This is a genomic window from Pseudomonas sp. TE12234 (genome assembly GCF_054061835.1).
Window position 1 is genome coordinate 516,511 of sequence record NZ_JBSSEP010000001.1, and the last position, 26,446, is coordinate 542,956.

Annotated in this window: 30 protein-coding genes; 12 read left to right on the forward strand and 18 right to left on the reverse strand. The window is 60.9% G+C overall.

Annotated elements, in window-relative coordinates; translation table 11 throughout:
* Positions 1–92: 92 nt before the first annotated feature.
* Both ACVWYU_RS02420 and ACVWYU_RS02425 read left to right on the forward strand, forming a co-directional pair.
* The gene (locus ACVWYU_RS02420) at positions 93–761 is read left to right on the forward strand and encodes a TetR/AcrR family transcriptional regulator (protein WP_090326146.1); all 669 of its coding nucleotides are present in this window, start codon (positions 93–95) and stop codon (positions 759–761) included.
* Between the two features lie 50 nt (positions 762–811).
* The gene (locus tag ACVWYU_RS02425) at positions 812–1,666 is read left to right on the forward strand and encodes a sulfurtransferase (RefSeq protein WP_457371820.1); all 855 of its coding nucleotides are present in this window, start codon (positions 812–814) and stop codon (positions 1,664–1,666) included.
* A 51-nt stretch (positions 1,667–1,717) separates the two neighbouring features.
* On the opposite strand, the gene ACVWYU_RS02430 is transcribed toward ACVWYU_RS02425, so the two are convergent.
* The 5 genes from ACVWYU_RS02430 to ACVWYU_RS02450 all read right to left on the reverse strand — a co-directional run bounded on the left by ACVWYU_RS02430 (position 1,718) and on the right by ACVWYU_RS02450 (position 7,075).
* Positions 1,718–2,557: an AraC family ligand binding domain-containing protein gene (locus tag ACVWYU_RS02430; RefSeq protein WP_457371821.1), complete on the reverse strand. Its 840-nt coding sequence runs from the start codon at positions 2,555–2,557 to the stop codon at positions 1,718–1,720.
* Positions 2,558–2,560: 3 nt separating this feature from the next.
* Positions 2,561–3,559, reverse strand: a complete 999-nt coding sequence (locus ACVWYU_RS02435; protein ID WP_457371822.1) for a hydrolase — start codon at positions 3,557–3,559, stop codon at positions 2,561–2,563.
* 63 nt (positions 3,560–3,622) lie between these two features.
* A complete protein-coding gene (gene rsmD / locus ACVWYU_RS02440) occupies positions 3,623–4,237 on the reverse strand; it encodes a 16S rRNA (guanine(966)-N(2))-methyltransferase RsmD (RefSeq protein WP_130206689.1) in 615 nt (204 codons plus the stop codon).
* The gene (locus ACVWYU_RS02445) at positions 4,237–5,727 is read right to left on the reverse strand and encodes a M16 family metallopeptidase (protein ID WP_248914479.1); all 1,491 of its coding nucleotides are present in this window, start codon (positions 5,725–5,727) and stop codon (positions 4,237–4,239) included. The genes rsmD and ACVWYU_RS02445 overlap by 1 nt, the downstream gene beginning before the upstream one ends.
* Complete coding sequence (locus ACVWYU_RS02450; protein WP_248914478.1) at positions 5,720–7,075, reverse strand: M16 family metallopeptidase; 1,356 nt, start codon at positions 7,073–7,075, stop codon at positions 5,720–5,722. Before ACVWYU_RS02450 ends, ACVWYU_RS02445 begins: the two co-directional genes overlap by 8 nt.
* Positions 7,076–7,419: 344 nt before the next feature.
* Here ACVWYU_RS02450 and ftsY point away from each other — a divergent pair, with 344 nt between their 5' ends.
* The 4 genes from ftsY to rpoH all read left to right on the forward strand — a co-directional run bounded on the left by ftsY (position 7,420) and on the right by rpoH (position 11,517).
* Positions 7,420–8,862 (forward strand): signal recognition particle-docking protein FtsY, encoded by a 1,443-nt coding sequence (ftsY, locus tag ACVWYU_RS02455; RefSeq protein ID WP_457371823.1) that lies wholly within the window; start codon positions 7,420–7,422, stop codon positions 8,860–8,862.
* Entirely contained in the window at positions 8,859–9,530 is a 672-nt protein-coding gene (gene ftsE / locus ACVWYU_RS02460) for a cell division ATP-binding protein FtsE (RefSeq protein ID WP_457371824.1), read from the forward strand. The genes ftsY and ftsE overlap by 4 nt, the downstream gene beginning before the upstream one ends.
* Positions 9,527–10,549 (forward strand): permease-like cell division protein FtsX, encoded by a 1,023-nt coding sequence (gene ftsX / locus ACVWYU_RS02465; RefSeq protein ID WP_457371825.1) that lies wholly within the window; start codon positions 9,527–9,529, stop codon positions 10,547–10,549. The genes ftsE and ftsX overlap by 4 nt, the downstream gene beginning before the upstream one ends.
* A 113-nt stretch (positions 10,550–10,662) precedes the next feature.
* The gene (gene rpoH / locus ACVWYU_RS02470) at positions 10,663–11,517 is read left to right on the forward strand and encodes an RNA polymerase sigma factor RpoH (RefSeq protein ID WP_047534555.1); all 855 of its coding nucleotides are present in this window, start codon (positions 10,663–10,665) and stop codon (positions 11,515–11,517) included.
* Positions 11,518–11,692: 175 nt separating this feature from the next.
* Here rpoH and mtgA read toward each other — a convergent pair whose 3' ends face one another.
* A complete protein-coding gene (gene mtgA / locus ACVWYU_RS02475) occupies positions 11,693–12,415 on the reverse strand; it encodes a monofunctional biosynthetic peptidoglycan transglycosylase (RefSeq protein WP_457371826.1) in 723 nt (240 codons plus the stop codon).
* A 74-nt stretch (positions 12,416–12,489) separates the two neighbouring features.
* On the opposite strand from mtgA, the gene ACVWYU_RS02480 reads away from it, so the two are divergent.
* The 4 genes from ACVWYU_RS02480 (at position 12,490) to trmB (ending at position 14,732) form a co-directional block, all read left to right on the forward strand.
* The gene (locus ACVWYU_RS02480; protein WP_090326120.1) at positions 12,490–12,870 is read left to right on the forward strand and encodes a DUF423 domain-containing protein; all 381 of its coding nucleotides are present in this window, start codon (positions 12,490–12,492) and stop codon (positions 12,868–12,870) included.
* A 71-nt stretch (positions 12,871–12,941) separates the two neighbouring features.
* Positions 12,942–13,142 carry a sulfur carrier protein ThiS gene (gene thiS, locus ACVWYU_RS02485; RefSeq protein WP_007953386.1) on the forward strand — a complete coding sequence of 67 codons (201 nt, stop codon included), beginning with the start codon at positions 12,942–12,944 and terminating at the stop codon, positions 13,140–13,142.
* A 60-nt stretch (positions 13,143–13,202) separates the two neighbouring features.
* Entirely contained in the window at positions 13,203–13,997 is a 795-nt protein-coding gene (locus ACVWYU_RS02490; RefSeq protein WP_457371827.1) for a thiazole synthase, read from the forward strand.
* A 9-nt stretch (positions 13,998–14,006) separates the two neighbouring features.
* The gene (gene trmB / locus ACVWYU_RS02495; protein ID WP_457371828.1) at positions 14,007–14,732 is read left to right on the forward strand and encodes a tRNA (guanosine(46)-N7)-methyltransferase TrmB; all 726 of its coding nucleotides are present in this window, start codon (positions 14,007–14,009) and stop codon (positions 14,730–14,732) included.
* Positions 14,733–14,849: 117 nt separating this feature from the next.
* On the opposite strand, the gene ACVWYU_RS02500 is transcribed toward trmB, so the two are convergent.
* From ACVWYU_RS02500 to ACVWYU_RS02540, 9 genes are all read right to left on the reverse strand, one after another.
* Positions 14,850–15,173 (reverse strand): DUF3392 domain-containing protein, encoded by a 324-nt coding sequence (locus ACVWYU_RS02500; RefSeq protein WP_056853986.1) that lies wholly within the window; start codon positions 15,171–15,173, stop codon positions 14,850–14,852.
* A gap of 9 nt (positions 15,174–15,182) precedes the next feature.
* Positions 15,183–16,388, reverse strand: a complete 1,206-nt coding sequence (hemW, locus tag ACVWYU_RS02505; RefSeq protein ID WP_457371829.1) for a radical SAM family heme chaperone HemW — start codon at positions 16,386–16,388, stop codon at positions 15,183–15,185.
* Positions 16,385–16,981, reverse strand: a complete 597-nt coding sequence (gene rdgB / locus ACVWYU_RS02510) for an RdgB/HAM1 family non-canonical purine NTP pyrophosphatase (RefSeq protein ID WP_090326109.1) — start codon at positions 16,979–16,981, stop codon at positions 16,385–16,387. Before rdgB ends, hemW begins: the two co-directional genes overlap by 4 nt.
* Positions 16,978–17,412 (reverse strand): DUF4426 domain-containing protein, encoded by a 435-nt coding sequence (locus ACVWYU_RS02515; RefSeq protein ID WP_090326107.1) that lies wholly within the window; start codon positions 17,410–17,412, stop codon positions 16,978–16,980. Before ACVWYU_RS02515 ends, rdgB begins: the two co-directional genes overlap by 4 nt.
* 26 nt (positions 17,413–17,438) lie before the next feature.
* Positions 17,439–18,059, reverse strand: coding sequence for a methionine biosynthesis protein MetW (metW, locus tag ACVWYU_RS02520; protein WP_390957555.1), 621 nt, complete (start codon positions 18,057–18,059; stop codon positions 17,439–17,441).
* Between the two features lie 7 nt (positions 18,060–18,066).
* Entirely contained in the window at positions 18,067–19,206 is a 1,140-nt protein-coding gene (gene metX / locus ACVWYU_RS02525; protein ID WP_090326101.1) for a homoserine O-succinyltransferase MetX, read from the reverse strand.
* Positions 19,207–19,389: 183 nt separating this feature from the next.
* A complete protein-coding gene (locus ACVWYU_RS02530) occupies positions 19,390–19,977 on the reverse strand; it encodes a YggT family protein (protein WP_090326098.1) in 588 nt (195 codons plus the stop codon).
* A 24-nt stretch (positions 19,978–20,001) separates the two neighbouring features.
* Positions 20,002–20,820, reverse strand: a complete 819-nt coding sequence (gene proC, locus ACVWYU_RS02535) for a pyrroline-5-carboxylate reductase (protein WP_090326095.1) — start codon at positions 20,818–20,820, stop codon at positions 20,002–20,004.
* Positions 20,821–20,854: 34 nt separating this feature from the next.
* Complete coding sequence (locus tag ACVWYU_RS02540) at positions 20,855–21,541, reverse strand: YggS family pyridoxal phosphate-dependent enzyme (RefSeq protein ID WP_457371830.1); 687 nt, start codon at positions 21,539–21,541, stop codon at positions 20,855–20,857.
* A 57-nt stretch (positions 21,542–21,598) separates the two neighbouring features.
* Here ACVWYU_RS02540 and ACVWYU_RS02545 point away from each other — a divergent pair, with 57 nt between their 5' ends.
* Positions 21,599–22,633, forward strand: a complete 1,035-nt coding sequence (locus ACVWYU_RS02545) for a type IV pilus twitching motility protein PilT (RefSeq protein ID WP_247254447.1) — start codon at positions 21,599–21,601, stop codon at positions 22,631–22,633.
* 141 nt (positions 22,634–22,774) lie between these two features.
* On the opposite strand, the gene ACVWYU_RS02550 is transcribed toward ACVWYU_RS02545, so the two are convergent.
* Positions 22,775–23,395, reverse strand: a complete 621-nt coding sequence (locus ACVWYU_RS02550; protein ID WP_090326087.1) for a C40 family peptidase — start codon at positions 23,393–23,395, stop codon at positions 22,775–22,777.
* A gap of 250 nt (positions 23,396–23,645) precedes the next feature.
* Between ACVWYU_RS02550 and ACVWYU_RS02555 the strand changes: the two genes are divergently transcribed.
* The gene (locus ACVWYU_RS02555) at positions 23,646–24,065 is read left to right on the forward strand and encodes an NINE protein (protein ID WP_090326084.1); all 420 of its coding nucleotides are present in this window, start codon (positions 23,646–23,648) and stop codon (positions 24,063–24,065) included.
* A gap of 100 nt (positions 24,066–24,165) precedes the next feature.
* Here the strand turns inward: ACVWYU_RS02555 and ACVWYU_RS02560 are convergent, their stop codons facing one another.
* Positions 24,166–25,437, reverse strand: a complete 1,272-nt coding sequence (locus tag ACVWYU_RS02560; protein WP_248914474.1) for a dihydroorotase — start codon at positions 25,435–25,437, stop codon at positions 24,166–24,168.
* Positions 25,434–26,438 (reverse strand): aspartate carbamoyltransferase catalytic subunit, encoded by a 1,005-nt coding sequence (locus tag ACVWYU_RS02565; RefSeq protein WP_007939362.1) that lies wholly within the window; start codon positions 26,436–26,438, stop codon positions 25,434–25,436. Before ACVWYU_RS02565 ends, ACVWYU_RS02560 begins: the two co-directional genes overlap by 4 nt.
* Positions 26,439–26,446 lie beyond the last annotated feature (8 nt).

The following is a 26,446-nucleotide window of genomic DNA, read 5'->3' on the forward strand; positions in this document are numbered from 1 at the left end:
AGTCAAATGACATCCTGCCGCAGCTTTGTTTTATCCCTGTCCGGTTAGGTCGTAAGATGCCCGTCAACGCACTCTGAATTAAAGCTCAAGCCATGGCCCCAAGGATCAAAACCAGCGAGCGCATCGTGCAGAACAGCCTGGAGCTGTTCAATCAACAGGGCGAGCGCAGCATCAGCACCAATCACATCGCTGCTCACATGGAGATTTCTCCGGGCAACCTGTACTACCACTTCCCCAACAAGCAGGCGATCATCGCTGTGCTGTTCAGTGAGTACGAAAGCCTGGTGGACAGTTTCCTGCGTCCGCCACAGGGCCGCGCCGCCACAGTGGAAGACAAGCGCTACTACCTCAAGGAGCTGCTCTCGGCGATGTGGCGCTACCGGTTTTTGCATCGCGACCTCGAACATTTGCTCGACAGCGATGCAGATCTTGCCGGGCGGTATCGGCGCTTTTCCCAGCGCTGCCTGATCCAGGGCACGCACATCTACGAAGGCTTCGTCGAGGCAGGCATACTGAAGATGGATCGGGTGCAGATCGAATCCCTGACCCTCAATGCCTGGATCATCCTCACGTCCTGGGTGCGCTTTCTGTGCACCACACGGGAAAACTCCAGCCACCTCAGCGAGCAAGCGATCAAGCGCGGGGTCTATCAGGTATTGGTGCTTGAGGCCGGCTTCGTCACGGATCAGGCGCGCGATGCGGTCAACGCCTTGTTCGAAGAGTTTTACGTGCCGCTGGCCCAGGCTCTGGAAGAGCTGTGATTCGCAAAGTGCAGTAGGATCGTCATTCGACACCATCACAGGAGCCTGTTATGCCCATTGCGCAACTGATCAGCCCGCAAGCACTGGACCTGAAGAAGGACCAGCCGGGGTTGGTGATTCTGGATTGTCGTTTTGCCCTCGAGGACCCGGATTACGGTCAGCGCAGTTATGCCGAAGGACACATCGCCGGGTCGAGCTTCGCCGATCTTGAACGCGATCTCAGCGGCAAAGTGGTCAGGGGCGTGACCGGGCGTCATCCGTTGCCCGAGCCGGCCGACCTGATCGAGCGCCTGCAAGCCTGGGGCATCAACGCCGACAGCGAAGTCGTTTTGTATGACGATGGTCCCGGGGCTTACGCGGCGCGGGCCTGGTGGCTCCTGGCCTGGCTGGGCAAGCGTGATGGCGTGTTCATCCTCGATGGCGGGCTCAAAGCCTGGCATGCCGCGGGGTTACCGTTGAGTCTGGACGCGCCTTCAATCACTCGCGGTACCTTTACCGGGAGTCCCGACGCCTCGCTGTTGCTCAGCGCAGAACAGTTGCACAAGCGTCTGGGCCAACCCGCACTGACCTTGCTTGACGCCCGCGCCTTGCCGCGCTTCAAGGGCGAAGTGGAGCCGATCGATCCGATTGCCGGGCACATCCCCGGCGCGCAGTGTGCGGCGTTCACCGACAACCTGGGCGGCGATGGGCGTTTCCTTCCGGCCGATCAACTCAAGCAGCGTTTTGCGGCGAAGCTGCAAGATCGTTCGCCAACTGAGCTGGTGGCGTATTGCGGTTCCGGTGTGACGGCTTGCCATAACCTGTTTGCGTTGTGCCTGGCGGGTTATCCGTTGGGTTCGTTGTATGCCGGGTCGTGGAGCGAGTGGATCAACGAGCCTGCTCGGGGCATCGCCACCGGCGAATAAACAGCGCAAACCTGTGGGAGCGAGCTTGTTCCCACATTGTTTTTGTCGTCATCAGGATCCGGGCAACTGCCGCGCACTTCGATACGCCCCCGGCCCAACCCCATACACCTGCTTGAATTGCCGACTCAGATGGCTCTGGTCGGCAAATCCCAACTGCGTCGCAACTTCCAGCGGCCAGCAACCGCCCTGCAAGAGTGCCCGTGCCTGAGCGATGCGTTGTTGCATCAGCCAGGTGTGCGGCGGCATGCCGGTGGCGCGGCGGAACACCCGGGCAAAGTGAAAGGGCGACAAGTTCACAGCCGCTGCCAGTTCCTCCAGCGAGGGAGGCGCCGCCAGGCGCGTGTGCAGCAGGTCCTTGGCCAATGTCACCGCCCGGTGTTCCTTGCCCGGTTTTCCCGCATCCGCAACTGCCGCGTGGCGCTGCAACAGAGACAGCATCAGTTCACGCCAGGCGGTCTGTTGTTGCAGTGCGCTGGCCGGGCTTTCCAACAAGCGGTGCAATTGGCAGAAGCCGTTCACCAGATCCGGATCCCGGTACAGCGTGGCACCGAACGCCGGCAGGTTGTGGGTGGGCAATTCGAGTTCGGCCAGCAGCGACAGGATCTGCCCGCTATCGGGATAAAACGCCCGGTATAACCAGCCGTCCTCCGTACCTTTGTGCCCGGTGTGCAGTTCATCCGGGTTGATCAACACCAGTGTGCCGCTGCCAGCCAGATGCTCGGCACCGCGATACCGGTAGCGCTGGGCGCCGGCCATGATCATGCCGATCACGTAGCCGTCGTGCACATGAGGGGCGAAACGCTGCTCGATGTAGCGCGCCGATAATAACTCGACCCCGGCCAGCGGCGCGGTATGCCAGAAGTGGATGGATTCGCCCTGAGGGTTGTTCACGGTCTACTCGCGGGCCACGGTGGCCAGCCACTGTGGGATACGCCGTTCCAGGTAGTACCCCGGTTGGCGGAACGAGCCGTCGACAAATCCGACATGCCCGCCTTTGGCCTGCAACTCGAAATGCGTGCAGGCCGACAGCTCTTGAGTTTGGGGCAGGCTGTGGGGAAATACGAAGGGGTCGTCGGCGGCCTGAATGATCAGGGTTGGCGTGCGGATTTCGCCGAGGAAGTAGCGGCTCGACGCGCGGCGATAGTAGTCCTCGGCATCGGCGAAACCATTCAGCGGTGCAGTCACCCGGCCGTCGAAATCCCAGAACGTGCGCATGTTCTCCAGCGAGCCCAGCGCCGCGATTGCCGCCAGGCCGTCTTCGCGCCCGTCATGCTGGAACTGCCGTTGCTTGTTCTTGATGTAGGCCAGCATCTCGCGCATGAAATGCGCTTGATAGACCTTGGAAAATCCCTGGCCGATGCGGTCGGCGCATTGGTCGAGGCGAAACGGCACTGACACCGCCACCGCACCGAGCACGCCGCTGGCACTGCCGGTTTCGCCCAGGTGTTTAAGCAACACATTGCCGCCCAGGGAGTAGCCGACCGCAAACAGCGGAGCGAGAGGGCGTTTGGCGCGCAAGTGCCTGATGGTTTCGGCCAGGTCTTCACTGGCACCGGAATGGTAGCTGCGCGGCAGCAGATTGGGCTCGCCGGAGCAGCCGCGCCAGTTCAGCGCGACACTGGCCCAGCCGCGATCGCCCAGCGCCTTTTGTATCCCGGCCACATAAGGCGAATTCGACGAACCTGTCAGACCGTGCAACACCAGGACCAGGGGCGCATCGACGCTGTGCGGACCGTGCCAGTCGAGGTCGAGGAAGTCGCCATCCTCAAGCCACAGGCGTTCACGCTCACGCTGAAGGTGAGTGGTTTTGCGCCACAGCGGTCCCCACAAGGTTTGCAAGTGCGGGTTGCCGAGGCCGAAGGCCGGGATGAAGCGTTCTGACGGATGGGACACGAGTGTTCTCGAAGCATCGGCGCGTACCTTGAAGGAGGCACGCGCCTTGTTCAGGCCGATCGATTAGCCGGCAATCTCTGCCATACGTTGCCACAACGAATAATAGACCCGCCCGGACTTTTGCTCCCGGTGCAGACGCCAGTTGCCTGGCAGGCCCAGGGTCGAGGGTGCGCTTTCGCTTTCGGTATAAACCCAGGCGTCGTCTGCCAGCCACTGACGCTCTTCAAGCAGCGTACAAACGGCGGGCAACAGGTTTTGGTTGAACGGCGGGTCGAGGAATACCAGATCGTAGGCAACCGCTGGCTGGGTTTCCAGATAGCGCAGGGCGTCGGCGGTCTGCACCTGGCCGGTGGTGCAACGCAGCGTACCCAGATGCTCCTTGAGGCTGGATACCGCCAGGCTGCTGGCGTCCAGCGCCTGGCCCATGGCTGCGCCACGGGACAAGGCTTCGAGAAACAGCGCGCCACTGCCGGTGAACGGGTCGAGCACCTTGGCGCCGGGGACGTAGGGAGCGAGCCAGTTGAACAGGGTTTCACGCACCCGGTCCGGCGTCGGGCGCAGGCCCGGAGCGTCAGGGAAGCTCAGCTTTCGGCTGCGCCATTCGCCGCCGATGATGCGCAGTTGGTTCACGCCGTTATGCACGTTGTGAACCGGTTTTTTGGGACGGGAAGTGGCCATTAATGCTCCGGAACCCCGAGCGGTTGCTCGGCAGGTTTATCAGTAGGGGCCGGTAACGGCTTTTGTGGCACGGTCGGGCCAGCGCTGACGATGACCATTTTGTCCGTGCTCAGGTGTTTGTTCAGTGCAGCCCGGACTTGCTCGACAGTCAGGTTCTGGGACTGTTGCATGAAGTCCTCCAGATGACTCAACGGCAGGTTATAGAAGCCGATGGCGCCCAGTTGGCCGACAATGTCGGCGTTGCTGGCGGTCGACAGCGGGAAGCTGCCGGACAGTTCGCGCTTGGCGTCGTCGAGTTCTTTTTCGGTCGGGCCGGTTTTAAGGTAGTCGGCCAGCACGTCCTGCACCAGCTTCAGGGTGCCTTCGCTCATTTCGGCGCGGGTCTGCAGATTGATCATGAACGGGCCGCGCGCCTGCATCGGGGTGAAGCCCGAATACACACCATAAGACAGGCCACGCTTCTCGCGGACTTCGCTCATCAGGCGAGTGCCGAAACCGCCACCGCCGAGGATCTGGTTACCCATGGACAGGGCCGCGTAGTCCGGATCGTCACGGTCGATGCCCAGTTGCGCGATCATCAGATTGGTCTGCTTGGACGGAAACTCGATGTGGCTGACGCTGGCCTTGGGTTCTGCCGGTTGTGCGATTTTCGGCAGGGCCGGGCCTTTGGGCAGGGCTGCGGAAACCTGTGCCGCAATGGCTTCGGCTTCAGTGCGGGACAAGTCACCCACCAGTGCGATCACTACGTTCCCGGCAGCGTAGGCTTTCTGGTGGAACGCACGCAGTTGCTCCAGGGTGATGGCCGGAATGGTGTCCGCCGTGCCGTCGCTGGAATGCGCATACGGGTGATCGCCATACAGGCGGTTCATCAATTCGACGCTGGCCAGTTTGCCGGGATTCTGTTTCTGGTATTCGAAACCGGCGAGCAACTGGTTCTTGATGCGGGTAAAGGAATCAGCGGGGAACGTCGGTTTGCCCACGACTTCGGCGAACAGCTTCAAGGCTGGCTCGCGTTTGTCCGCGGCGCTGAGGCTGCGCAAGGAGGCGACTGCCATGTCTTTGTAGGCACCGTTGCCGAAATCGGCGCCCAGTCCTTCGAAGCCCTGGGCAATCGCGCTGACGTCTTTGCCTGCGACGCCTTCGTTGAGCATGGCGTTGGTCAGGGTCGCCAGACCGGGTGCATCGCCATCCTGGCTGCTGCCGGCGGCGAAGATCAGGCGCATGTCGAACATCGGCAGCTCACGGGCTTCGACAAACAGCACCTTGGCGCCTTCGGCTGTTTGCCAGGTCTGGATGTCGAGTTTGCGATGGCTCGGCGCTTTGCCGTTGAGCTCGGTCAGCGATTGCAGTTTCTGGCTGGCCCTGGCTTTGTCCAGCGCCTCGCTGGCAATGGAATCATCAGTCTTGGAGAAATAGAACGCGGCTGAGCCGATCAGCATGGCTGCGATCAGGCCCAGCAGGGCCAGGCGCGATTTTTTACGCTCACTCATGAGTCGTCTCCTCTGGCAGAACATGGGCGACGCTGAGACGTTCGCGGGTGAAATACAGCTTGGCGGCTTTCTGGATGTCTTGCGGTGTCACGCTTTCCAGATCGGTGAGTTCGGTGTCCATCAATTTCCAGGACAGGCCGACAGTTTCCAGTTGACCAATAGCAGAGGCCTGGCTGGTGATCGAGTCACGTTCGTAAACCAGACCGGCGATGACCTGCGCACGCACGCGCTCGAGTTCTTCGCTGGACGGGGCGGTGGTTTTAAGTTGTTCGAGCAGCTTCCACAAGCCGGCTTCTGCCTGTTCGATGGTTTTGTTTTTCTGACTGTTAGGGGTTGCCGACAACGTGAACAGACTGTCGCCACGGGTGTAGGCGTCGTAACTCGACGAGCCGCCGGACACCAGCTCTTCGCCACGCTCCAACTGGGTCGGGATGCGAGCGCTGTAGCCGCCGTCGAGCAGGGCGGAAATCAGGCGCAAGGCATTCACCGAGCGTTTGTCTTCGGCGGTGGCAATGCTCGGCACGTTGAATGCCAGCATCAGGCTGGGCAATTGGGTCTTCACGTGCAGGGTGATCTGACGCTCGCCGGGCTCGGCCAGTTCCAGCGGAATCTTCGCCGGCGGCACGTCGCGTCTGGCGATCGGCCCGAAGTAACGCTGGGCCAGGGCTTTGACTTCGTCCGGGGTCACATCGCCGACCACCACCAGCGTGGCGTTGTTCGGCACGTACCAGGATTGGTACCAGTGGCGCAGCTCTTCGACCTTCATGCGGTCCAGATCCGCCATCCAGCCGATGGTGGGCGTGTGATATCCGCTGGCCGGGTAGGCCATGGCCTTGAAGCGCTCGTAGGCCTTGGACATCGGTTTGTCGTCGGTGCGCAGGCGGCGTTCTTCTTTAATGACTTCGATTTCCCGGGCGAACTCATCGGCCGGCAGGCGCAGGCTGGCCATGCGGTCGGCTTCCAGTTCGAAGGCCACGCCCAGGCGATCGCGGGCCAGCACCTGGTAATACGCGGTGAAGTCGTCGCTGGTGAAGGCGTTCTCTTCGGCGCCGAGGTCACGCAGGATCAGCGAGGCTTCGCCGGGACCGACTTTCTCGCTGCCCTTGAACATCATGTGTTCCAGGGCGTGGGACAACCCGGTCTGACCCGGAGTCTCGTAGCTGGAGCCGACCTTGTACCAGACCTGTGAAACCACCACCGGCGCGCGATGATCTTCGCGCACGACGACCTTCAGGCCATTGTCGAGGGTGAATTCGTGAGTGGGTTGCGGGTCGGCAGCCAGGGCCGAAAGGGGCAGGCAAACTGTGCTGAGCAGCAGGCCTGCGGCGCGGCGGGCTAGAGCATTCATTCGTTTTTAAACCTTTGGGGCTGTCCGCTTGGTCTTAGCCTAGGCGGGCGAGGAGGTGCTAGGATACTGATCCGTTTTAGCGGCGGCCACGCCTATCAGGCCTTTATGCTTGATCAGGTTGATTGGGTTTACGACGGAAGGTGGATATTTATCAACTGAATTCCGCTTTTTCGCCGATTTTGCTGCTTTAGTCCTATGAGAAGTCGATTTCTTGAGGCGCCGTTGAGCACCTCGACAAAATGTTGCGCGTGAACAAGCTGGATGAATCACAGTCTGTTCTGCATCGAATATTTATTTGCCGGGGCGCCCGTTGGCGCGTCGCTACCGTGAGATAGCCGTCCCCCATGTTTGGTTCCAACGACGACAAGAAGACCCCAGCTGCGGCTGGCGAAAAGAAAAGCCTGTTCGGATGGCTGCGCAAAAAACCGCAGGAACCCGTCGTCGAACAGCCACAGTCAACACCCGAGCCAGCGCCTGCGCCAGTTGTGTTGCCAATCGCAGAGCCGGTACTGCAACCGGTTGCCGAACCTGTAGACGAAGTTCCGGCCGAATTGCCCCGAACCCCGGTCGCTCAGCCCTGGCTGACGTTGCCGGTGGCGGAAGAACCGGTGGCCCTGGTTGAAGATGAGCAGGCGCCACACGTGACGCCGCCGATTCCTGCACAGCCACCCGTGGCTCATGAGCCGGTTCGTGCGCCAGTGATCGAGCCGGTTATTGCCGCGCCGGTTGTCGAGACTGCGCCGGTATTCGTCCCACCGGTTGCACCGGTTGTCAAAGCGCCAGAGCCTGCACCTGCACCTGTTGTCGCTGCACCGGTCGAACCGCCGGCTGAACCCGTTCGCACCGAAGAAACCAAGGCCGGTTTCTTCGCCCGCCTCAAACAAGGCCTGTCCAAGACCAGCGCCAGCATCGGTGAAGGCATGGCCAGCCTGTTTCTGGGCAAGAAAGCCATCGACGATGATCTGCTCGATGATCTCGAAACCCGTCTGCTGACCGCCGACGTCGGCGTCGAAGCCACTTCGGTGATCATTCAGCGCCTGACCCAGAAGGTTGCGCGCAAGGAGCTGGCTGACTCCGATGCCTTGTACAAATCCCTGCAAGCCGAACTCGCGGCCATGCTCAAGCCCGTCGAGCAACCGCTGAAAATCACCTCGCAAAACAAGCCGTTCGTGATTCTGGTCGTTGGCGTCAACGGTGCCGGCAAGACCACCACCATCGGCAAGCTGGCAAAGAAACTGCAGCTGGAAGGCAAGAAGGTCATGCTCGCTGCCGGTGACACCTTCCGTGCCGCGGCGGTCGAGCAATTGCAGGTCTGGGGTGAGCGCAACAAGATTCCGGTCATCGCCCAGCACACGGGTGCCGACTCGGCTTCGGTTATCTTCGACGCCGTGCAGGCCGCCAAGGCCCGTGGCATTGATGTGCTGATCGCCGACACCGCCGGTCGTCTGCACACCAAAGACAACCTGATGGAAGAGCTGAAAAAAGTTCGCCGGGTGATCGGCAAGCTCGACGCCGATGCACCGCACGAAGTGTTGCTGGTGCTCGATGCCGGCACCGGCCAGAACGCCATCAACCAGGCCAAACAGTTCAACCAGACCGTCGAACTGACTGGCCTGGCACTGACCAAGCTCGACGGAACCGCCAAGGGCGGGGTGATTTTTGCCCTGGCCAAGCAGTTCGGTCTGCCGATCCGCTACATCGGCGTCGGTGAAGGCATCGACGATTTGCGCACTTTTGAAGCTGAACCCTTTGTCCAGGCACTGTTTGCCGAGCGGGAGCGTTCATGATTCGTTTCGAACAGGTCGGTAAACGCTACCCGAACGGTCACGTCGGCTTGCATGAGCTGAGCTTTCGAGTCCGTCGCGGTGAGTTTTTGTTTGTAACCGGCCATTCCGGTGCCGGTAAAAGTACTTTGTTGCGGTTGCTGCTGGCCATGGAACGTCCCACCAGCGGCAAGTTGCTGCTGGCCGGGCAGGACCTGAGCACCATCAGCAACGCGCAGATTCCATTTTTGCGCCGACAGATCGGCGTGGTGTTCCAGAACCACCAGCTGTTGTTTGATCGCACGGTGTTCAACAACGTCGCGCTGCCGTTGCAGATTCTTGGCCTGTCCAAGGCGGAAATCGCCAAGCGCGTGGATTCGGCCCTGGAGCGTGTAGCGCTGTCGGACAAGACCGGTCTGTACCCCGGCGACCTCTCCACCGGCCAGCAACAGCGCGTCGGCATTGCCCGCGCCATCGTCCACCGTCCGGCCTTGCTGCTGGCGGACGAACCGACCGGTAACCTCGACCCGCGTCTGGCGGCGGAAATCATGGGTGTGTTTGAAGACATCAACCGTCTGGGCACCAGCGTGCTGATCGCCAGTCACGACCTGGCCCTGATCGCGCGCATGCGCCATCGCATGCTGACCCTGCAACGCGGTCGATTGATTGGCGACGGGGAGGCCGGCGTATGAGTGCGACTCGCAGTCCAAAGGTTTCCGAGCGTGTGGCCCCGAAGGCTGCCGATCCGCAACCGACCAAGAAAAAGCACGACGACGATGACGGCCCGGACTTCGCCACGCTGTTCCGTGCCTGGGTCGAGAGCCATCGCGCCAGTCTGCTCGACAGCTTGCGTCGTCTGGGCAAGCAGCCTATCGGCAGTTTTTTCACCTGCATGGTGATGGCCGTGGCCCTGAGTTTGCCCATGGGTCTGTCACTTTTGCTAAGTAACGTTGAGCGTCTGGGTGGTTCCTGGCAGCGAGCTGCGCAAATTTCCCTGTACCTGCAACTCGAAGCCAGCCCGGCCGAAGGCGAGGCGCTGCGCGAGGGGATCAAGGCTATGCCGGGCGTGGCCGATGCCGAATACGTTGGGCGGGATCAAGCGCTGGAAGAGTTCCAGCAGCAGTCCGGCCTGGGCGACGCGCTCAAGGAGTTGCCGGAAAACCCGCTGCCCGGCGTGGTCCTGGTGACGCCGAACGAAGTCGATAAGCCGACTCTTGAAGCATTAAGACAAAAACTTTCCGAGCTGCCGAAGGTACAGCAGGCGCAGCTTGATTTAGTCTGGGTGGAGCGTCTGGCAGCCATTCTCAAGCTGGGCGACCGTTTTGTCTTCGGTCTGACCGTGCTTCTGGTTTCTGCATTACTTTTGGTGATAGGCAATACCATTCGTCTTCATATTGAAAACCGCCGCACAGAGATAGAAGTGATTAAACTGGTCGGCGGCACTGACAGCTATGTACGCAGGCCCTTTCTCTATATGGGCGCGCTTTATGGCTTCGGTGCGGGGATTTTTTCCTGGGGTGTATTGGCGTTTGGCCTTAACTGGCTGAATGACGCGGTAGTCGGGCTGGCCGGTTTGTACGGCAGTGATTTCGCGCTGGCCGGAGTGCCGGTTGCCGACGGTCTGTCTCTCTTGCTTGGCGCGGTGCTGTTAGGGTATATCGGTGCATGGATTGCAGTCGCACGCCACCTGAGGGAGCTTGCGCCTAAGTAGTATCATTTTGCTCGTATTGACCTTTCAGCGTTTATGGGAACTTGTTCTTCGGTTTCCGGTCAATTTTCGCAGTGCTTAACTGCACGAGTTATGTAAGTCGGAGGTTTTTTCGTATGACCAATTCTTTGCAGCCTGCATATGCTCTGGTCCCGGGTGCGAACCTGGAGGCCTATGTGCACACGGTGAACAGCATTCCTTTGCTGACGCCGGAGCAGGAGCGTGAACTGGCCGAGAGTCTCTATTATGAGCAGGATCTTGAGGCGGCTCGGCAGATGGTGCTCGCCCACCTGCGTTTTGTCGTACATATCGCCCGCAGCTATTCCGGCTACGGTCTGGCTCAGGCTGACCTGATCCAGGAAGGTAACGTCGGCCTGATGAAGGCCGTGAAGCGCTTCAACCCGGAAATGGGCGTGCGCCTGGTGTCCTTTGCCGTGCACTGGATCAAGGCTGAAATCCACGAATTCATCCTGCGCAACTGGCGTATCGTGAAAGTCGCGACCACCAAGGCCCAGCGCAAACTGTTCTTCAATCTGCGCAGCCAGAAGAAACGTCTGGCCTGGTTGAACAATGAGGAAGTCCATCGTGTGGCGGAAAGCCTCGGCGTAGAGCCGCGGGAAGTGCGCGAGATGGAAAGTCGCCTGACCGGCCATGACATGGCCTTCGACCCGGCGGCTGAAGCTGACGACGACAGTGCTTTCCAGTCGCCGGCCAACTACCTGGAAGACCACCGGTACGATCCGGCCCGTCAACTGGAAGATGCCGACTGGAGCGACAACTCCAATCACAACCTGCACGAAGCGCTGGAAGTGCTGGACGACCGCAGTCGAGACATCCTCTATCAGCGTTGGCTGGCAGAAGAAAAAGCCACGCTGCACGACCTGGCGCAGAAGTACAACGTGTCGGCCGAGCGTATTCGTCAGCTTGAGAAGAGCGCGATGAACAAGCTAAAGCTCTCGATTGCCGCGTAACCGTCAAGCAGGCAATAAAAAACGCCCCGATCCATTGATCGGGGCGTTTTTGTTTCTGGCCTCACACATACCGAATGTGGGAGCCTGCTCGCGATAGCGTCGGATCAGTCGACATAAATATTGAGTTTGGTGACCTCATCGCGAGCAGGCTCGCTCTCACAGGGGATTGGCAGCGTCATTGAGACCACGGCGCCCGGCGCGAATCGTTCAGTCCCGCCAGATAGCTGTCGCCCCCCAACTGGCTCATCTGCTGCCGTATCCACCCCGCACGCCGCGAAACGTACGAAGTCGGATGGCTGGCGCTCCACACGCGCGGGTTGGGCAGCACAGCGGCTAATAGACTCGATTGCTGGCGGCTGAGGTTTTTCGCACTGATGCCAAAGTGATGTCGTGCAGCGGCCTCGGCACCAAATACCCCGTCATCCCACTCGACGCTGTTGAGATACACCTCGAGAATCCGCTGTTTGGGCCAGAACACTTCGATCAGGCCGGTAAACCAGGCCTCCAGGCCTTTGCGCAACCAGCTGCGACCGGACCACAGGAACAGGTTTTTCGAAACCTGCTGGCTCAGGGTACTGGCGCCGCGAACTGTGCCTCCGAGCTCGTTATGGGCCAGTGCGGCCTGGATCGCTCCGAAGTCAAAGCCCCAGTGCTCCGGGAATTTCTGATCCTCACCCGCGATCACCGCCACTTTCAGGTCATCCGAGATTTCATCCCAGGGCTTCCAGGTGCGTTGCAGGTCAATGGGTTCGCCGTTGAACCAGGATTCAATCTTGCGTTCAACCATCAACGCCGTCCCCGGCGGTGGTACCACGCGAAAAATCAGCACGAGCAGTACGCTGCCGCCCATGAACCAGAGCACGGCCTTCGTGAATCGACGGAAAAATATACGCAGCATAGAGATGGCTTGGCCGAACCCGTTGAGCGGGCCATTATACAGACCCTGTTGATTGCGTCTGACTGGAGTTCTTCATGCTGCGTGGCTTTCTGATGCTGGCCGCTTTTTTCGGTTTCACCGGTGTCGGCCTTGGCGCATTCGCCGCCCACGGTCTGAAAAATCGCCTGAGTGCCGAGTACCTGGCCATTTTCCACACCGGCGTCACCTATCAACTGGTGCATACACTGGCACTGCTGGGGGTGGCGCTGCTGGCCACGCAGGTGCCCGGTCGACTGATCACCTGGGCCGGTGCGTCCTTTGCCATCGGCATCCTGCTGTTCTCCGGCAGTCTGTACGTGCTGACGCTGACAGGCTTCAGCAAGCTCGGCATCATCACGCCTTTTGGCGGCCTGGCATTCCTGGTCGGCTGGTTTTGCCTGGGCCTTGCCGCCTGGCGCTTGCAGCTTACCGCTTGACGCTTGTTGCTGACCTTTAGGTCACGATCGGGCTAGAATGCCAGCCCCTAAAAATGATGGCGGCATCCGGCATGCGCATTCAGTTGAACGGCGAATCCTTTGAACTGCCCGACGGTGAAACCGTTGCGGCCCTGCTGACCCGTCTGGACCTGACCGGACGTCGGGTGGCGGTCGAACTCAATCTGGATATCGTCCCGCGCAGTCAGCATGCCGATACCACGCTCAATGACGGCGACAACGTCGAAGTCGTGCACGCCATCGGCGGCGGCTAGCCGTCTGGCCCGCATGGGCCGAGAATTCTGCAAGACCCTCACTCCTACAGAGGATTTCCCATGAGCATCGTTCGTAGCGACAAGCCCTTCGTCCTGGCTGGTCGTACTTACCAGTCGCGTTTGCTGGTAGGTACCGGCAAGTACCGTGACATGGAAGAAACCCGCCTGGCCATCGAGGCCTCGGGTGCCGAGATCGTCACTTTCGCCGTGCGTCGTACCAACCTCGGCCAGAACGCGGGCGAACCGAACCTGCTGGATTTCCTGTCGCCGGATCGCTACACCTTTCTGCCGAACACTGCCGGTTGCTATGACGCAGTCGAGGCCGTGCGCACCTGCCGCCTGGCGCGTGAGCTGCTCGATGGCCACAACCTGGTGAAGCTGGAAGTGCTGGCGGACCAGAAAACCCTGTTTCCCAACGTGATTGAAACCCTCAAGGCCGCCGAGTCGCTGGTCAAGGAAGGCTTCGACGTGATGGTCTACACCAGCGACGACCCGATCATCGCCCGGCAACTGGCGGAAATCGGCTGCATCGCGGTGATGCCGCTGGCCGGCCTGATCGGTTCTGGCCTGGGGATCTGCAACCCCTACAACCTGCAGATCATCCTTGAAGAAGCCAAAATTCCGGTGCTGGTGGATGCCGGTGTCGGTACCGCTTCCGACGCTACCATCGCCATGGAACTGGGTTGTGACGCCGTGCTGATGAACTCGGCGATCGCCCACGCCCAACAGCCGATCATGATGGCTGAAGCCATGAATCACGCCATCGTTGCGGGCCGTTTGGCTTACCTCGCTGGCCGCATGCCGAAAAAACTCTATGCCAGCGCCTCTTCGCCGCTGGATGGTCTGATCAAGTAAGAGCCATTGATGACTGAATCGAACGACACGCCTATCCAGACGGAAGAAGGCGACGAGCGCCAACACCGCCGCATCAAGAGTTTCGTGATGCGTGCCGGGCGCATGACCGAAGGCCAACAACGTGGCCTGGAGCAGGGCGCACCGCTGTTCGTGCTGCCCCTGGCCGACGCGCCGGTGGACTTCGACCATGTATTCGGTCGCTCGGCCCCGCGCTCGCTGGAAATCGGTTTCGGCATGGGCCATTCGCTGCTGGAAATGGCGGCGGCTTCGCCGGAGCAGGATTTCATCGGTGTCGAAGTGCACCGTCCGGGCGTTGGTGCGTTGCTCAATGGCGTGCTGACCCAGGGTTTGACCAACCTGCGGGTCTACGATTGCGATGCCATCGAAGTGCTCAACCGTTGCGTGGCCGACAACAGCCTCGATCGCCTGATGCTGTTTTTCCCGGACCCATGGCACAAGAGCCGTCATCACAAGCGTCGCATCGTTCAGGCTTCGTTCGCTGAACTGGTACGCAGCAAGTTGAAGGTCGGCGGCATCCTGCACATGGCCACCGACTGGGAACCGTACGCTGAATACATGCTGGAAGTGATGAACGTCGCGCCGGGTTATCGCAACCTGGCCGAAGACGGCAAATGCGTACCGCGCCCGGCCGAGCGGCCGATCACCAAGTTCGAACGCCGTGGCGAACGTCTTGGGCATGGTGTGTGGGATCTGAAGTTCGAAAAACTGGCGTAAAACCTATGGGAGCGAGCCTGCTCGCGATAGCGGTCTGACAGTCGACGAAGATGTTAAATGTCAGCCCCTCATCGCGAGCAGGCTCGCTCCCACAGTTGTTTTATGTACAGCCGAAAGTCAGCGGCGGTCAGCCACGACGCCGATGAGCACCAGCACCACCAGCAACACCGGCGCCAGGCTGTAGTTGTTGAATTGGCTCAAGCCGCGAACGATCCACGGCGTGGCGTAGATCAGCGCGGCGCCGCTGCCCACCATGCACAGCAATGCCATCAACGGTACGCGCAAGGCGCCAGCAATGCTGCCCAGGCGTTGCTCGACCCAGCCTTTGAAGTCAGCGCCAAACAGCACCAGCAGACAGCCCACCAGGGCCAGGGCGATTTCCGAGAGATTGCTGCGGCTCCAGCGAGAAACGGTGGCGAGCAGGTCGAGTACCAGATCCATTCGATTTCCTTATGTCAGAAACTTTTGCAGCAAGTCGTTGAGGAATAGCTGTCCGCGCTCGGTAGCCGCCAGACGTGTCGGTTCGACCTGCAACAGGCCACTTTGTTCGGCCTCGCGACGCGCTTCGGCCAGGCTTTCCAGGGACAGGCCGGTGCGTTCCGGATACAGGCGCGATTCGACCCCTTCGGTCAGGCGCAGGGCATTCATCAGGAACTCGAACGGCATCTCGTCGTTGGTCAGGGCTTTCTCGCCCGCCTGGAAGCTTTTGGCCGGGTTGAGGTAGTCCTTCGGCAGGCGAGTCTTCCAGGTTCGCACGATGCGCCCGTCCGGATGGCTGAGCTTGCCGTGGGCGCCGGCACCAATGCCAATGAAGTCGCCGAAACTCCAGTAATTGAGGTTATGCCGTGCCGGGCGGCCCGGTTGGGCGTAGGCCGAGACCTCGTACTGCGCGTAACCGTGTTCGGCCAGCAGTGCCTGGCCGGCTTCCTGAATGTCCCACAAGGTGTCGTCTTCCGGCAGCGTCGGCGGCTGGTTCCAGAACACGGTGTTCGGCTCCAGGGTCAGCTGATACCAGGAAAGGTGGGTCGGCTTCAGGGCGATGGCCTGGCGCAGGTCGCTCAGGGCGTCCTCCAGTGACTGATCCGGCAGGCCGTGCATCAGGTCCAGGTTGAAGTTATCGAACCCGGCCTGACGCGCCATGCCAGCGGCTCGCACCGCTTCGTCGCCGTTGTGAATCCGCCCCAGCGCCTCGAGCTTTGCTTGCTGGAAGCTCTGGATGCCGATCGACAGGCGATTGATGCCGAGCGCCCGATAGGCGACGAATTTCTCTTGCTCGAACGTGCCGGGGTTGGCTTCCAGGGTGATTTCGATGTCGTTGGCAAAGGGGATGCGCTGTTCGACGCCTTTGAGCAGTCGGCCCAGCGCGGCGGCGCTGAACAGGCTCGGCGTGCCGCCACCGAAGAAAATCGAGGTCAACTCGCGGCCATAGACAGCGTGCAGGTCCTGATCGAGGTCGGCCAGCAACGCATCGACATACTCCTCTTCCGGCAGCACCGGGCTGGCGGTATGGGAGTTGAAGTCGCAGTAAGGGCATTTGCGCACACACCACGGGATGTGGATGTACAGCGCCAAGGGCGGCAGGACCGGCAGGGCCGCCCGAGGCGATTGCGCGGCACCGCCGAAGATGAGCGGCGACGCGGAGCGGTCGTGGGTCATTTCAGGCCCAGACGCTGGCGCAGCAGATCCATTGCACGGGCGCGGTGGCTGATCTGGTTCTTGTCGCCCGGGCTCAGCTCGGCGCTGGAGCAATCGCGCTCCGGCACCCAGAACAGCGGGTCGTAGCCAAAGCCGTGTTCGCCACTGGCCTCATTCAGGATGCGACCATGCCACAGGCCCTCGCAGAGAATCGGCAGCGGGTCTTCAGCATGTCGCACCAGGGCCAGCACGCAGACGAACTGTGCGCCGCGTTCGGCCTCGGGCACGTCCTTGAGGACGTCCAGCAGTTTGGCGTTGTTCGCCGCATCGCCCTTGCCGTCGGCATAGCGCGCCGAGTAGATGCCCGGCGCACCGCCGAGGAAGTCCACCGCCAACCCGGAATCGTCGGCCAGCGCCGGCAGGCCGGAAATGCGCGCGGCGTTGCGGGCCTTGAGAATCGCGTTCTCGACGAACGACAGGCCGGTTTCTTCAGGCTCGACCTGGCTGAACTCGCCGATCGAGCGCAGTTGCACCGAGTCGCCGAGCATGGCCTGGAGTTCCTTGAGTTTGCCGGCGTTGTGGCTGGCCAGTACGAGTTGCGTGAAATTGATCATTCGCCGGGGAAGAGCTCTTGGTTGAAATTGATGGTGTTGATTTTGTCACCGGTCTGCACCTTGATCTCGAAGGTGCGGGTTTCCTGTTGAGGCACAGGGTACTGAGCGATGTAATAAATGGCGCCCTGCTCGGTGATCTGTTTAAAGCTCAGTGGCACGCTCTGGCTGGTCAGGTCTTTGACCGTGCCGGTGACTTGCGCCATCAGCGGTTTACCGTCCTTGAGCACCGAAATATTGATCACGCCCTGATTCTTGCTGCGAATGAGCTCGGCCGATTTGGCGATGTCCGGCGTCAGGTAGGTGGAATTGAAGGTGTTGTAGTGCACCGTCACGTCGCCAAAGGTTTCCTGGCGCTCGCTTTTGATGACGTCGGCGGCCATGGCCGTGACGCTCAGGCAGGCGGTGAGTAGAAACAGCGCTAGACGACCCATGATCGTTCTCCTCGAAATGTGGTGATTCAGACCGCGACCTTGTGGTCCGCAAGCCCCGGGCTGCTGACGCGGTAGATACCGATCTCACCTAACAGATTAGGCCATAGCTTACTGGCCCACCCGTGCCGATGCTGTTGATCCACGGCAAGCCGATCAATGACCTTGGCTTCACGTTCGCGACACAAGGCTTCAAAGTCTTCGAAAGTGCAGAAATGGATGTTTGGCGTGTTGTACCAGGTGTACGGCAGAAACTCGGAAACCGGCATCCGCCCCTTGCTGGCCAGGTACCAGCGGCAGCGCCAGTGACCGAAATTGGGGAAGGTGATGATGCACTGGCGACCGACCCGTAGCATTTCGTCGAGGATCTTGTCCGGGTAATGCACCGCCTGCAGCGCCTGGGTCATGACCACGATGTCGAAGCTGTTGCTGGCAAAGTTGCCCAGGCCCTTGTCCAGGTCCTGTTCGATGACGTTGATGCCCTTGGCCATGCATTCGGCGATGTTGTCGGCGTCGTTTTCCAGGCCATAACCGGTGACCTGCTTGTTATCACGCAGCCAGCTCAGCAACTCGCCATCGCCGCAACCCAGGTCGAGCACGCGGCTACCGGCGGGGATCCATTCCTGGATGATTTCCAGATCAGCTCTCATGGCTATCTCACAACGTAATGCGGTTCATGTAATTGCCGAACGCCTGCAAGTAACGCGGGATCGGAATCAGGAAGGCGTCGTGGCCCTGCGGCGCGTCGATTTCCAGGTAGCAGACGTCCTTGCGCGCGGCCATCAGTGCGTCCACCAGTTCCCGGGAGCGGGCAGGGGAGAAGCGCCAGTCGGTGGTGAACGACATCACACAGAACTTGGCGGTGGCGCCGGCGAAGGTCTTGGCCAGGTCATCGTCGAAATTGGCGGCCGGATCGAAGTAGTCCAGGGCCTTGGTCATCAGCAGGTAAGTGTTGGCGTCGAACCGTCCGGAGAACTCTTCCCCCTGGTAGCGCAGGTAGCTTTCGACCTGGAACTCGACGCTGTGGAAGTCGTAGTTGAGCTTCTCGCTTTTCAGGCCGCGACCGAATTTCTCGCCCATGGAATCGTCGGACAGATACGTGATGTGCCCGACCATCCGTGCCAGCATCAGACCGCGCTTGGGGATCACGCCAAATTCCTGGAACGAACCACCGTGGAATTCCGGATCGGTGAGAATCGCCTGACGTGCCACTTCGTTGAAGGCGATGTTCTGCGCCGACAGCTTCGGTGCCGAGGCGATGGCCAGGCAGTGCCGTACGCGGTCCGGGTAGGTGATGGTCCACTGCAGGGCCTGCATGCCGCCCAGGCTGCCGCCGATGACGGCCGCCCATTGGCCGATGCCGAGCAAGTCGGCGAGGCGCGCCTGGCTGTGCACCCAGTCTTCCACGGTCAGCACCGGGAAGTCGGCACCAAATGGCTTGCCGCTCTCCGGGTTGATGCTGCTCGGGCCGGTGGAGCCGTTGCAGCCGCCGAGGTTGTTCAGGCTGACCACGAAGAATTTGTTGGTGTCGATGGGCTTGCCGGGGCCGATGCAGCTGTCCCACCAACCGGGTTTGCGGTCGTCAGGGCTGTGATAGCCGGCCGCGTGGTGGTGTCCGGACAAGGCGTGGCAGATCAGCACGGCGTTGCTCGCCGTGGCGTTCAGCGTGCCATAGGTTTCGTAAATCAAGTCATAGGCTGGTAGCGAACGACCGCAGGCCAACGCCAGGGGTTCGCTGAAGTGCGCCACTTGCGGCGTCACCAGACCAACAGAATCGGGGGGGAAGGCAGCTGGCATCGACCCTGCTCTCATTGAAATGAGGCGTAAGTCTAAAGACCGGTGGGGTTAGCGGCAAGCAAAGGGCGGGCCTGATTTCATTCAGTTGTACCGAGGCACTTCATTCGCGAGCAGGGTCGCTCCCACAGGGGAAACGCATTCCAATGTGGCAGCGAGTCTGATCGCGATGAATGATGAAGCGGTTTAGATCAAGCCGAATAATTCCTTAGGCATCAGCGCGTAGTAAGCCAGGCGCGGAATCAGCCAGCTTTGCAGCAATTGCAGTGCGATAAAGGCGAAGATGGGCGAGATGTCGAGGCCGCCCAGGTTCGGAATGATCCGGCGGAAGGGTGCAAGTACCGGTTCGGTGATCTGCTGGACCAGTTCTGCGCCGGGGTTATGGCTGCCTGGAGCGACCCAGGACAGGATCACACTGATGATCATCGCCCAGAACAGGATCTTCAAAAACAGCGCGAAGATACCGATCAAGGCCCATGGCACCAGGAACAGCACGTCGACCTTGTACCCGCTGAGCAGCAGGATGACGGCGAACAGCACCATCTGCACGATCAGCGCCAACACCAAGGACGACATGTCCAGCCCGAACATGCTAGGGATGACCCGGCGCAGTGGCTTGAGCAACGGTTGGGTGGCCTTCACGGCGAACTGGCAGAGCGGGTTGTAGAAGTTTGCCCGCACCAGTTGCAGGATAAAGCGCAACAGCACGACCAGCAGATACAGGCTGCCCAGGGTTTGAATCACAAAAATGGCAGCGTCATTGAGTCCGAGCATCATTGATTCCTTTGTGAGAGCGGATTAGCGACCGAGTTGCTCAGCCATTTCGGCCGAACGGTGCGCGGCGGCGCCCAGTGCTTTTTCGACCAGCGCTTCGAAGCCGCCAGCCTGGAACGATTTGATCGCCGCTTCCGTGGTGCCCGCAGGCGAGGTCACGCGACGACGCAGTTCAGCAGCGTCGACGTCGCTGGACACCGCCATGTGAGCGGCGCCCAGTGCGGTTTGCAGGGTCAATTGAGCAGCGATGTCGGCTGGCAGGCCGAGTTTCACGCCCGCGGCGGTCATGGCTTCGATCAGCAGGAAGAAGTAGGCAGGGCCCGAGCCGGAAACGGCGGTGACCGCATCCAGTTGCTGCTCCTGCTCCAGCCACAAGGCAATCCCGACGGCCGATAGCAGCTCTTGCGCTTGCTGACGCTGTTCGGCACTGACCTGAGGCGTGGCGAACAAGCCGCTCACGCCCTGACGCAGCAGTGCCGGGGTGTTGGGCATGCAACGCACGATCGGCTGGGCGCCGAGCCAGTTGTTCATGCTGGCGCAGGTGATGCCGGCAGCAATGGAAACCACCAGTTGCTCAGGCTTCAGGCTTGGACGGATCGCTTCGCAGACTGTTTTCATCGCTTGAGGCTTGACCGCCAGTACGATCACGTCGGCACCGTCGATGGCCTGTGCGTTGTCGGCAAAGGTTTCGATGCCGTGTTCGGCGCTTACCCGGGCGCGGGTTTCTTCACCCGGGTCGCTGGCGCGGATCTGCGTGGCGTCCAGGCCTTTGGCCCGCAGGCCGCCGATCAGACTGGCGGCCATGTTACCGGCACCGATAAAGGCGATACGCGTCTTGCTCATGTCAGGTCCTTATAAAAAGTGTGTAAGCCATGGATCAAGGCTGTGAATAGTCGCGAGCGCCAAACAGGGCCGTACCAATGCGGACCCAGGTGGCGCCCTGAGCGATGGCCGATTCGAGATCGTGGCTCATGCCCATGGAAAGTGTGTCGAGCGGCAGATTGAGGCTGGCTTGCAGGTTCTGCACGGCAGCAAAGGCGGCATCCTGGGCGGCGCGATCTTCAGTCGGCTCGGGAATCGCCATCAATCCGCGCAACTTGAGGCGTGGCAGGGCACTGATGGCATTGGCCAGGGCCGGCAGGTCGGCCGGGGCGCAGCCGGATTTACTGGCCTCACCGCTGACATTGACCTGGATGCAGATGTTCAACGGTGGCAAATCGGCAGGTCGTTGTTCGGACAAGCGTTGTGCAATTTTCAGGCGATCCACGGAATGCACCCAGGCGAAGTGCTCGGCGATTGCGCGAGTCTTGTTCGATTGAATGGGGCCGATGAAGTGCCAGATCAAGGGCAGGTCGCCCAATTCGAGCTGCTTGCCCAGGGCTTCCTGCAGGTAGTTTTCGCCAAAGTCGCGCAGGCCGGCGGCATAGGCGTCGCGCAGGGCTTGTGCCGGTTTGGTCTTGCTCACGGCCAGCAGCTGGACGCTGTGTTCGTCCCGGTTGGCGGCGAGGGCGGCGGCGCGGATGCGCGAACTAACCAGTTCAATGTTGTCTGCTATCGTGGACATTCAAGAGGCGCCAGCGGGTCTGAGGTTGGCGGCATTCTACTGGAATTGAGGAGTGCTATGGATATCACTGAGCTGCTGGCGTTCAGCGCCAAACAAGGAGCATCCGACCTGCACCTGTCCGCGGGCCTGCCACCGATGATTCGGGTTGATGGCGATGTGCGGCGCATCAACCTGCCGCCCCTGGACCACAAGGAAGTGCAGGCGCTGATCTACGACATCATGAACGACACCCAGCGGGTGGACTTCGAGAAGCACCTGGAAACCGACTTTTCCTTTGAATTGCCCGGCGTGGCACGTTTTAGGGTCAACGCGTTCAACCAGAGCCGCGGTGCTGGCGCCGTGTTTCGCACCATTCCCTCCAGGGTCTTGAGCATGGAGGAGTTGGGCATGGGTGATGTGTTTCGCAAAATGACCGACGCTCCCCGTGGCCTGGTGCTGGTGACCGGCCCGACCGGCTCCGGCAAGTCCACGACGCTGGCGGCGATGATCGATTATCTGAACAATCATCGCCACCACCATATCCTCACTATTGAAGACCCTGTCGAGTTCGTCCACGAATCGCGCAAATGCCTGATCAATCAGCGTGAGGTCCACCGTGATACCCGCAGCTTTGCCACGGCCTTGCGTTCGGCCCTGCGCGAAGACCCGGATGTCATTCTGGTCGGCGAGATGCGCGACCTGGAAACCATTCGCCTGGCGCTGACCGCCGCCGAAACCGGTCATCTGGTGTTCGGCACGATGCACACCACCTCGGCGGCGAAGACCATTGACCGGATCATCGACGTGTTTCCGGGGGATGAAAAGTCGATGGTGCGTTCGATGCTGTCCGAATCGTTGCTGGCAGTGGTTTCCCAAACCCTGGTCAAGAAGATCGGCGGCGGGCGTACAGCCGCCCACGAGATCATGCTCGGCACGTCGGCGATCCGAAACCTGATCCGCGAAGACAAGGTGGCGCAGATGTATTCATCGATTCAGGCAGGAGGGTCGCTGGGCATGCAGACGCTGGACATGAGCCTGAAGGACCTGGTGACCAAGGGCCTGGTCACTCGCGACCATGCGCGGGAGAAGGCGCGGTCGCCGGATAATTTCTGAGGGGCTGGTACAGCATTGTGGCGAGGGAGCTTGCTCCCGCTCGAGTGCGTAGCGCTCGCGCTTTTTGGGGCCGCTTCGCAGCCCGGCGGGAGCAAGCTCCCTCGCCACAAATGCCTGCCTCGGGAGGCAGGCGTTTTCAAATCAGCGCTGAACAACCCGCATCTGATGCGGTTCTTTTGGCAGAACCCGTTTTGCAACGGCGTAGTGGTTTTCCCAGTACGGCTTCTTCAGTGTGTCGATGGTCACCGACTTGCCACGACGCGGTGCGTGGATGAAGCGATCGTTGCCCAGGTAGATGGCAACGTGATTGACTCGACGACTCTTGATGTTGAAGAAAATCAGGTCGCCCGGCTTCAAGTCGTTGCGATCGACTTTCTGGCCGTGACCGCTGGCCATGGCATTGGAAGTGCGTGGCAGGTCAAACGTGGCGTCGTTGAACGCGTATTTCACCAAGCCGCTGCAGTCGAAACCTTTGCTCGGGCTGCTGCCGCCCCAACGATACGGTGTACCGAGGACGTTGACCGCGCGGCTCAGCACGTTGCTGCTTTCCTTGTTCGCCATCGGCGGAACCAGGCCGCTTTTTTTGCTGGCCAGGTGTTGAGCGTGTTTGACTGACTTTTTGCTTTTGTTCGAAGGAGCAGAAGCATGGGATTTCGGGGTGTAACCATTAACGTTCGGAAGACGTTGCTCACGATTGGTGGCGTGGGCGGCCAGTGGCAATAATAGGCAAATGGTTAGCCATGTCTTTATAAATGGACGCATTAGGCAGGGCTCGTATGGGTTAGCGCGCAACTTTATAACAGCTTTTTTGTCCCTTCCGAGGCCGTTGGTCGATTCAACCTGGGGGTCAACGGAACCAAATAAGCGGCAAAAAGACGCAATTGTCGGACAGAAGTCAGGTGCTACAAGGCTTTGACGGGAGACAACGTACCATTTGCCATACGTCGGGTGCTCGTAAAAAAGTCACAAAGAATTCAAGAATATTTATCTATCGCGTGAATCGAGGTCATCCATGAACACCTATCAACAACCTGTTCCCCATCAAGATACCCACAGCAAAGTGATCGGCTATCTGCTGTGGATTTTCGGTTTCACCGGGGCTCACCGCTTTTATTACGGCAAGCCGGTCACGGGGACGATCTGGTTCTTCACTTTTGGCTTGCTGGGGATCGGCTGGTTGATCGACCTGTTTCTGATCCCGTCCATGGACCGTGAGGCTGATCTTCGGTTCAACGCCGGACCGATCGAATACAACGTTGCCTGGATTCTGCTGACGTTTCTCGGGGTGTTCGGTGTGCACCGGATGTATCAGGGGAAATGGATCAGCGGCTTGATCTACCTGCTGACGGGGGGGCTGTTCTTCGTGGGAGTGCTGTATGACTTCTGGACGCTGAATGATCAGGTTTCGCTGCGTAATGCGCAGAACCGCTGATTAATTGTGGCGAGGGAGCTTGCTCCCGCTGGACTGCGTAGCAGGCCCATCTTGAGGCCGCTACGCACCCTGGCGGGAGCAAGCTCCCTCGCCACAGGTCTTACGCCTGGTGGCTGATCCGTCCATCCACCAGGGTGTAACGCACCAGACCCGGCAGGCTGTGTCCGATGAACGGGCAGTTCTCGCCTTTGGACAGCCAGGTTTCCCCGGCCACGGTCGAGGCTGCAGGGTCGAACAGCACGATATCCGCCGCACCACCCACCGCCAGTTTGCCCGCCGGCAGGCGCAAGGCCTCGGCAGGACCGGCGCCAAGGCGCGCCAGCAGGGTCGGCAAGTCCAGCAAACCGTCTTCCACCAGTGTCATCGCCAATGGCAGCAGCAGTTCGACGCTGCTGATGCCGGGCTCGGTGGCACCGAACGGCGCCAGTTTGGCATCGCGCTCGTGGGGTTGGTGGTGGCTGGAAATCGCCGAAACCACGCCCGACTTCACTGCCGCGCGCAGGCCCTCGCGGTCGGCGCGGGTACGGAGCGGAGGCTGGACGTGATACAGGCTGTTGAAGTCGATCAGCGCTTCGTCCGTCAGGATCAGCTGGTACAGGGCGACATCCGCCGTAACCTTCAGGCCGCGGGCCTGGGCCTGGGCGATCAGGGCCACACCGCGAGCGCTGGTGAGCTGGCTGAAGTGCGCGCGCACGCCGGTTTGCTCGACCAGCAGCAGGTCCCGGGCCAGGGCCACGGTCTCGGCGGTTTCCGGAATACCCGGCAAGCCGAGGAAGCTGGCGGTCGGGCCTTCGTGGGCCAAACCACCCTCGGCCAGATCATGGTCCTGGGAGTTGAAAATCACCGTCAGGTCGAAGGTTGCCGCGTACTCCAGTGCCCGGCACAGGGTGCGGGTGTTGCGGAAGCTCTCCAGTCCGTTGCCGAAGGCTACGCAGCCGGCATCGCGCAGCGCGACCAGCTCTGCCAGCTGTTCGCCGTCCAGGCCTTTGCTCAGGGCGCCGATCGGGAAGACTTTGGTGTTGCCGGCCTCGCGGGCGCGGTCGAGGATCAGTTCGGCCACCGCCGAGGTGTCCAGTACCGGTTTGGTTTTTGGCGGGCAGCACAGGCTGGTCACGCCACCGGCCGCGGCTGCGCGGGTTTCGCTGACGATCGAACCTTTACGGCTGTAGCCCGGCTCGCGCAGGGCAACGTTGAGGTCAACCAGGCCAGGGGCGGCCACCAGGCCTTTGGCGTCGAGGGTGTCGACGGCGACAAAACCGGCCGGTGCGGCGCCAATGGCGACGATCTTGCAGGCTTCAATGTGGATATCGGTTACTTGATCCAGGCCGCTGGCTGGATCGATCACGCGGGCGCCGAGAATGCTGAGCTTCACTGGGCGTTCTCCTGCTCGAATTGGCGCTGGGCTGTCTGCCCGCTCATGGCCATGGACAGCACGGCCATACGAATGGCGATGCCGTAGGTCACCTGATTGAGGATCACCGAGTGCGGGCCGTCGGCCACCGCCGACTCAATTTCCACGCCACGGTTGATCGGCCCCGGGTGCATCACGATGGCATCGGGCTTGGCGCCGGCCAGGCGCGCGGTGGTCAGGCCGAACAGGCGGTAGAACTCGCCTTCGCTTGGCAGCAGGCCGCCGGTCATGCGTTCGCGCTGCAGGCGCAACATGATCACCACGTCGACGTCTTTCAGGCCTTCGGTCATGTCGGTGTAGACCTTCACGCCGTATTGCTCGATACCGATCGGCAGCAGGGTTTTCGGGGCGATTACGCGGATATCGGGGCAGCCCAGGGTCTTCAGCGCGAGCATGTTCGAGCGCGCCACCCGCGAGTGCAGGATGTCGCCGACGATGGCCACCGAGAGGTTCTCGAAGCCGCCCTTGTGCCGGCGGATGGTAAGCATGTCGAGCATGCCCTGGGTCGGGTGGGCGTGACGACCGTCGCCGCCGTTGATGATCGCCACTTGCGGGCAGACATGCTCGGCGATGAAGTGTGCGGCGCCGGAGTCACCGTGACGCACGACGAACATGTCGGCCGCCATGGCTTCCAGGTTGCGCAAGGTGTCGAGCAGGGTTTCACCCTTGCTCGCCGACGACGTGGACACGTTCAAAGTGATCACGTCAGCCGACAGGCGCTGGGCCGCCAGTTCGAAGGTGGTGCGGGTTCGGGTGGAGTTCTCGAAGAACACGTTGCACACGGTCTTGCCGCGCAGCAGCGGGACTTTCTTCACCGCCCGGGCGCCGACTTCGAGGAACGAGTCGGCGGTGTCGAGGATTTCCGTCAGCAGCTCGCGGCGCAAACCGTCGAGCGAGAGGAAGTGGCGCAGCTGGCCCTGATCATTGAGCTGCAGCGGGCGCTTGGTTTCTAGAGGCGTCATCGCAAGGG

Bases quoted from the DNA above. Each gene is read 5' to 3' on its own strand.
- ACVWYU_RS02540 (WP_457371830.1), bottom strand. From the start codon at position 21,541: ATGTCCACGATAGCAGACAACATTGAACTGGTTAGTTCGCGCATCCGC.
- ACVWYU_RS02420 (WP_090326146.1), top strand. From the start codon at position 93: ATGGCCCCAAGGATCAAAACCAGCGAGCGCATCGTGCAGAACAGCCTG.
- proC (WP_090326095.1), bottom strand. From the start codon at position 20,820: ATGAGCAAGACGCGTATCGCCTTTATCGGTGCCGGTAACATGGCCGCC.
- ACVWYU_RS02425 (WP_457371820.1), top strand. From the start codon at position 812: ATGCCCATTGCGCAACTGATCAGCCCGCAAGCACTGGACCTGAAGAAG.
- hemW (WP_457371829.1), bottom strand. From the start codon at position 16,388: ATGACCCACGACCGCTCCGCGTCGCCGCTCATCTTCGGCGGTGCCGCG.
- mtgA (WP_457371826.1), bottom strand. From the start codon at position 12,415: ATGCTGCGTATATTTTTCCGTCGATTCACGAAGGCCGTGCTCTGGTTC.
- ACVWYU_RS02565 (WP_007939362.1), bottom strand. From the start codon at position 26,438: ATGACGCCTCTAGAAACCAAGCGCCCGCTGCAGCTCAATGATCAGGGC.
- ACVWYU_RS02545 (WP_247254447.1), top strand. From the start codon at position 21,599: ATGGATATCACTGAGCTGCTGGCGTTCAGCGCCAAACAAGGAGCATCC.
- ACVWYU_RS02550 (WP_090326087.1), bottom strand. From the start codon at position 23,395: ATGCGTCCATTTATAAAGACATGGCTAACCATTTGCCTATTATTGCCA.
- ftsY (WP_457371823.1), top strand. From the start codon at position 7,420: ATGTTTGGTTCCAACGACGACAAGAAGACCCCAGCTGCGGCTGGCGAA.
- ACVWYU_RS02445 (WP_248914479.1), bottom strand. From the start codon at position 5,727: ATGAGTGAGCGTAAAAAATCGCGCCTGGCCCTGCTGGGCCTGATCGCA.
- thiS (WP_007953386.1), top strand. From the start codon at position 12,942: ATGCGCATTCAGTTGAACGGCGAATCCTTTGAACTGCCCGACGGTGAA.
- ACVWYU_RS02500 (WP_056853986.1), bottom strand. From the start codon at position 15,173: ATGGATCTGGTACTCGACCTGCTCGCCACCGTTTCTCGCTGGAGCCGC.
- ACVWYU_RS02530 (WP_090326098.1), bottom strand. From the start codon at position 19,977: ATGCTCGGACTCAATGACGCTGCCATTTTTGTGATTCAAACCCTGGGC.
- ACVWYU_RS02490 (WP_457371827.1), top strand. From the start codon at position 13,203: ATGAGCATCGTTCGTAGCGACAAGCCCTTCGTCCTGGCTGGTCGTACT.
- ACVWYU_RS02555 (WP_090326084.1), top strand. From the start codon at position 23,646: ATGAACACCTATCAACAACCTGTTCCCCATCAAGATACCCACAGCAAA.
- ACVWYU_RS02515 (WP_090326107.1), bottom strand. From the start codon at position 17,412: ATGGGTCGTCTAGCGCTGTTTCTACTCACCGCCTGCCTGAGCGTCACG.
- ftsX (WP_457371825.1), top strand. From the start codon at position 9,527: ATGAGTGCGACTCGCAGTCCAAAGGTTTCCGAGCGTGTGGCCCCGAAG.
- ACVWYU_RS02480 (WP_090326120.1), top strand. From the start codon at position 12,490: ATGCTGCGTGGCTTTCTGATGCTGGCCGCTTTTTTCGGTTTCACCGGT.
- rsmD (WP_130206689.1), bottom strand. From the start codon at position 4,237: ATGGCCACTTCCCGTCCCAAAAAACCGGTTCACAACGTGCATAACGGC.
- ftsE (WP_457371824.1), top strand. From the start codon at position 8,859: ATGATTCGTTTCGAACAGGTCGGTAAACGCTACCCGAACGGTCACGTC.
- rpoH (WP_047534555.1), top strand. From the start codon at position 10,663: ATGACCAATTCTTTGCAGCCTGCATATGCTCTGGTCCCGGGTGCGAAC.
- metW (WP_390957555.1), bottom strand. From the start codon at position 18,059: ATGAGAGCTGATCTGGAAATCATCCAGGAATGGATCCCCGCCGGTAGC.
- ACVWYU_RS02450 (WP_248914478.1), bottom strand. From the start codon at position 7,075: ATGAATGCTCTAGCCCGCCGCGCCGCAGGCCTGCTGCTCAGCACAGTT.
- metX (WP_090326101.1), bottom strand. From the start codon at position 19,206: ATGCCAGCTGCCTTCCCCCCCGATTCTGTTGGTCTGGTGACGCCGCAA.
- rdgB (WP_090326109.1), bottom strand. From the start codon at position 16,981: ATGATCAATTTCACGCAACTCGTACTGGCCAGCCACAACGCCGGCAAA.
- trmB (WP_457371828.1), top strand. From the start codon at position 14,007: ATGACTGAATCGAACGACACGCCTATCCAGACGGAAGAAGGCGACGAG.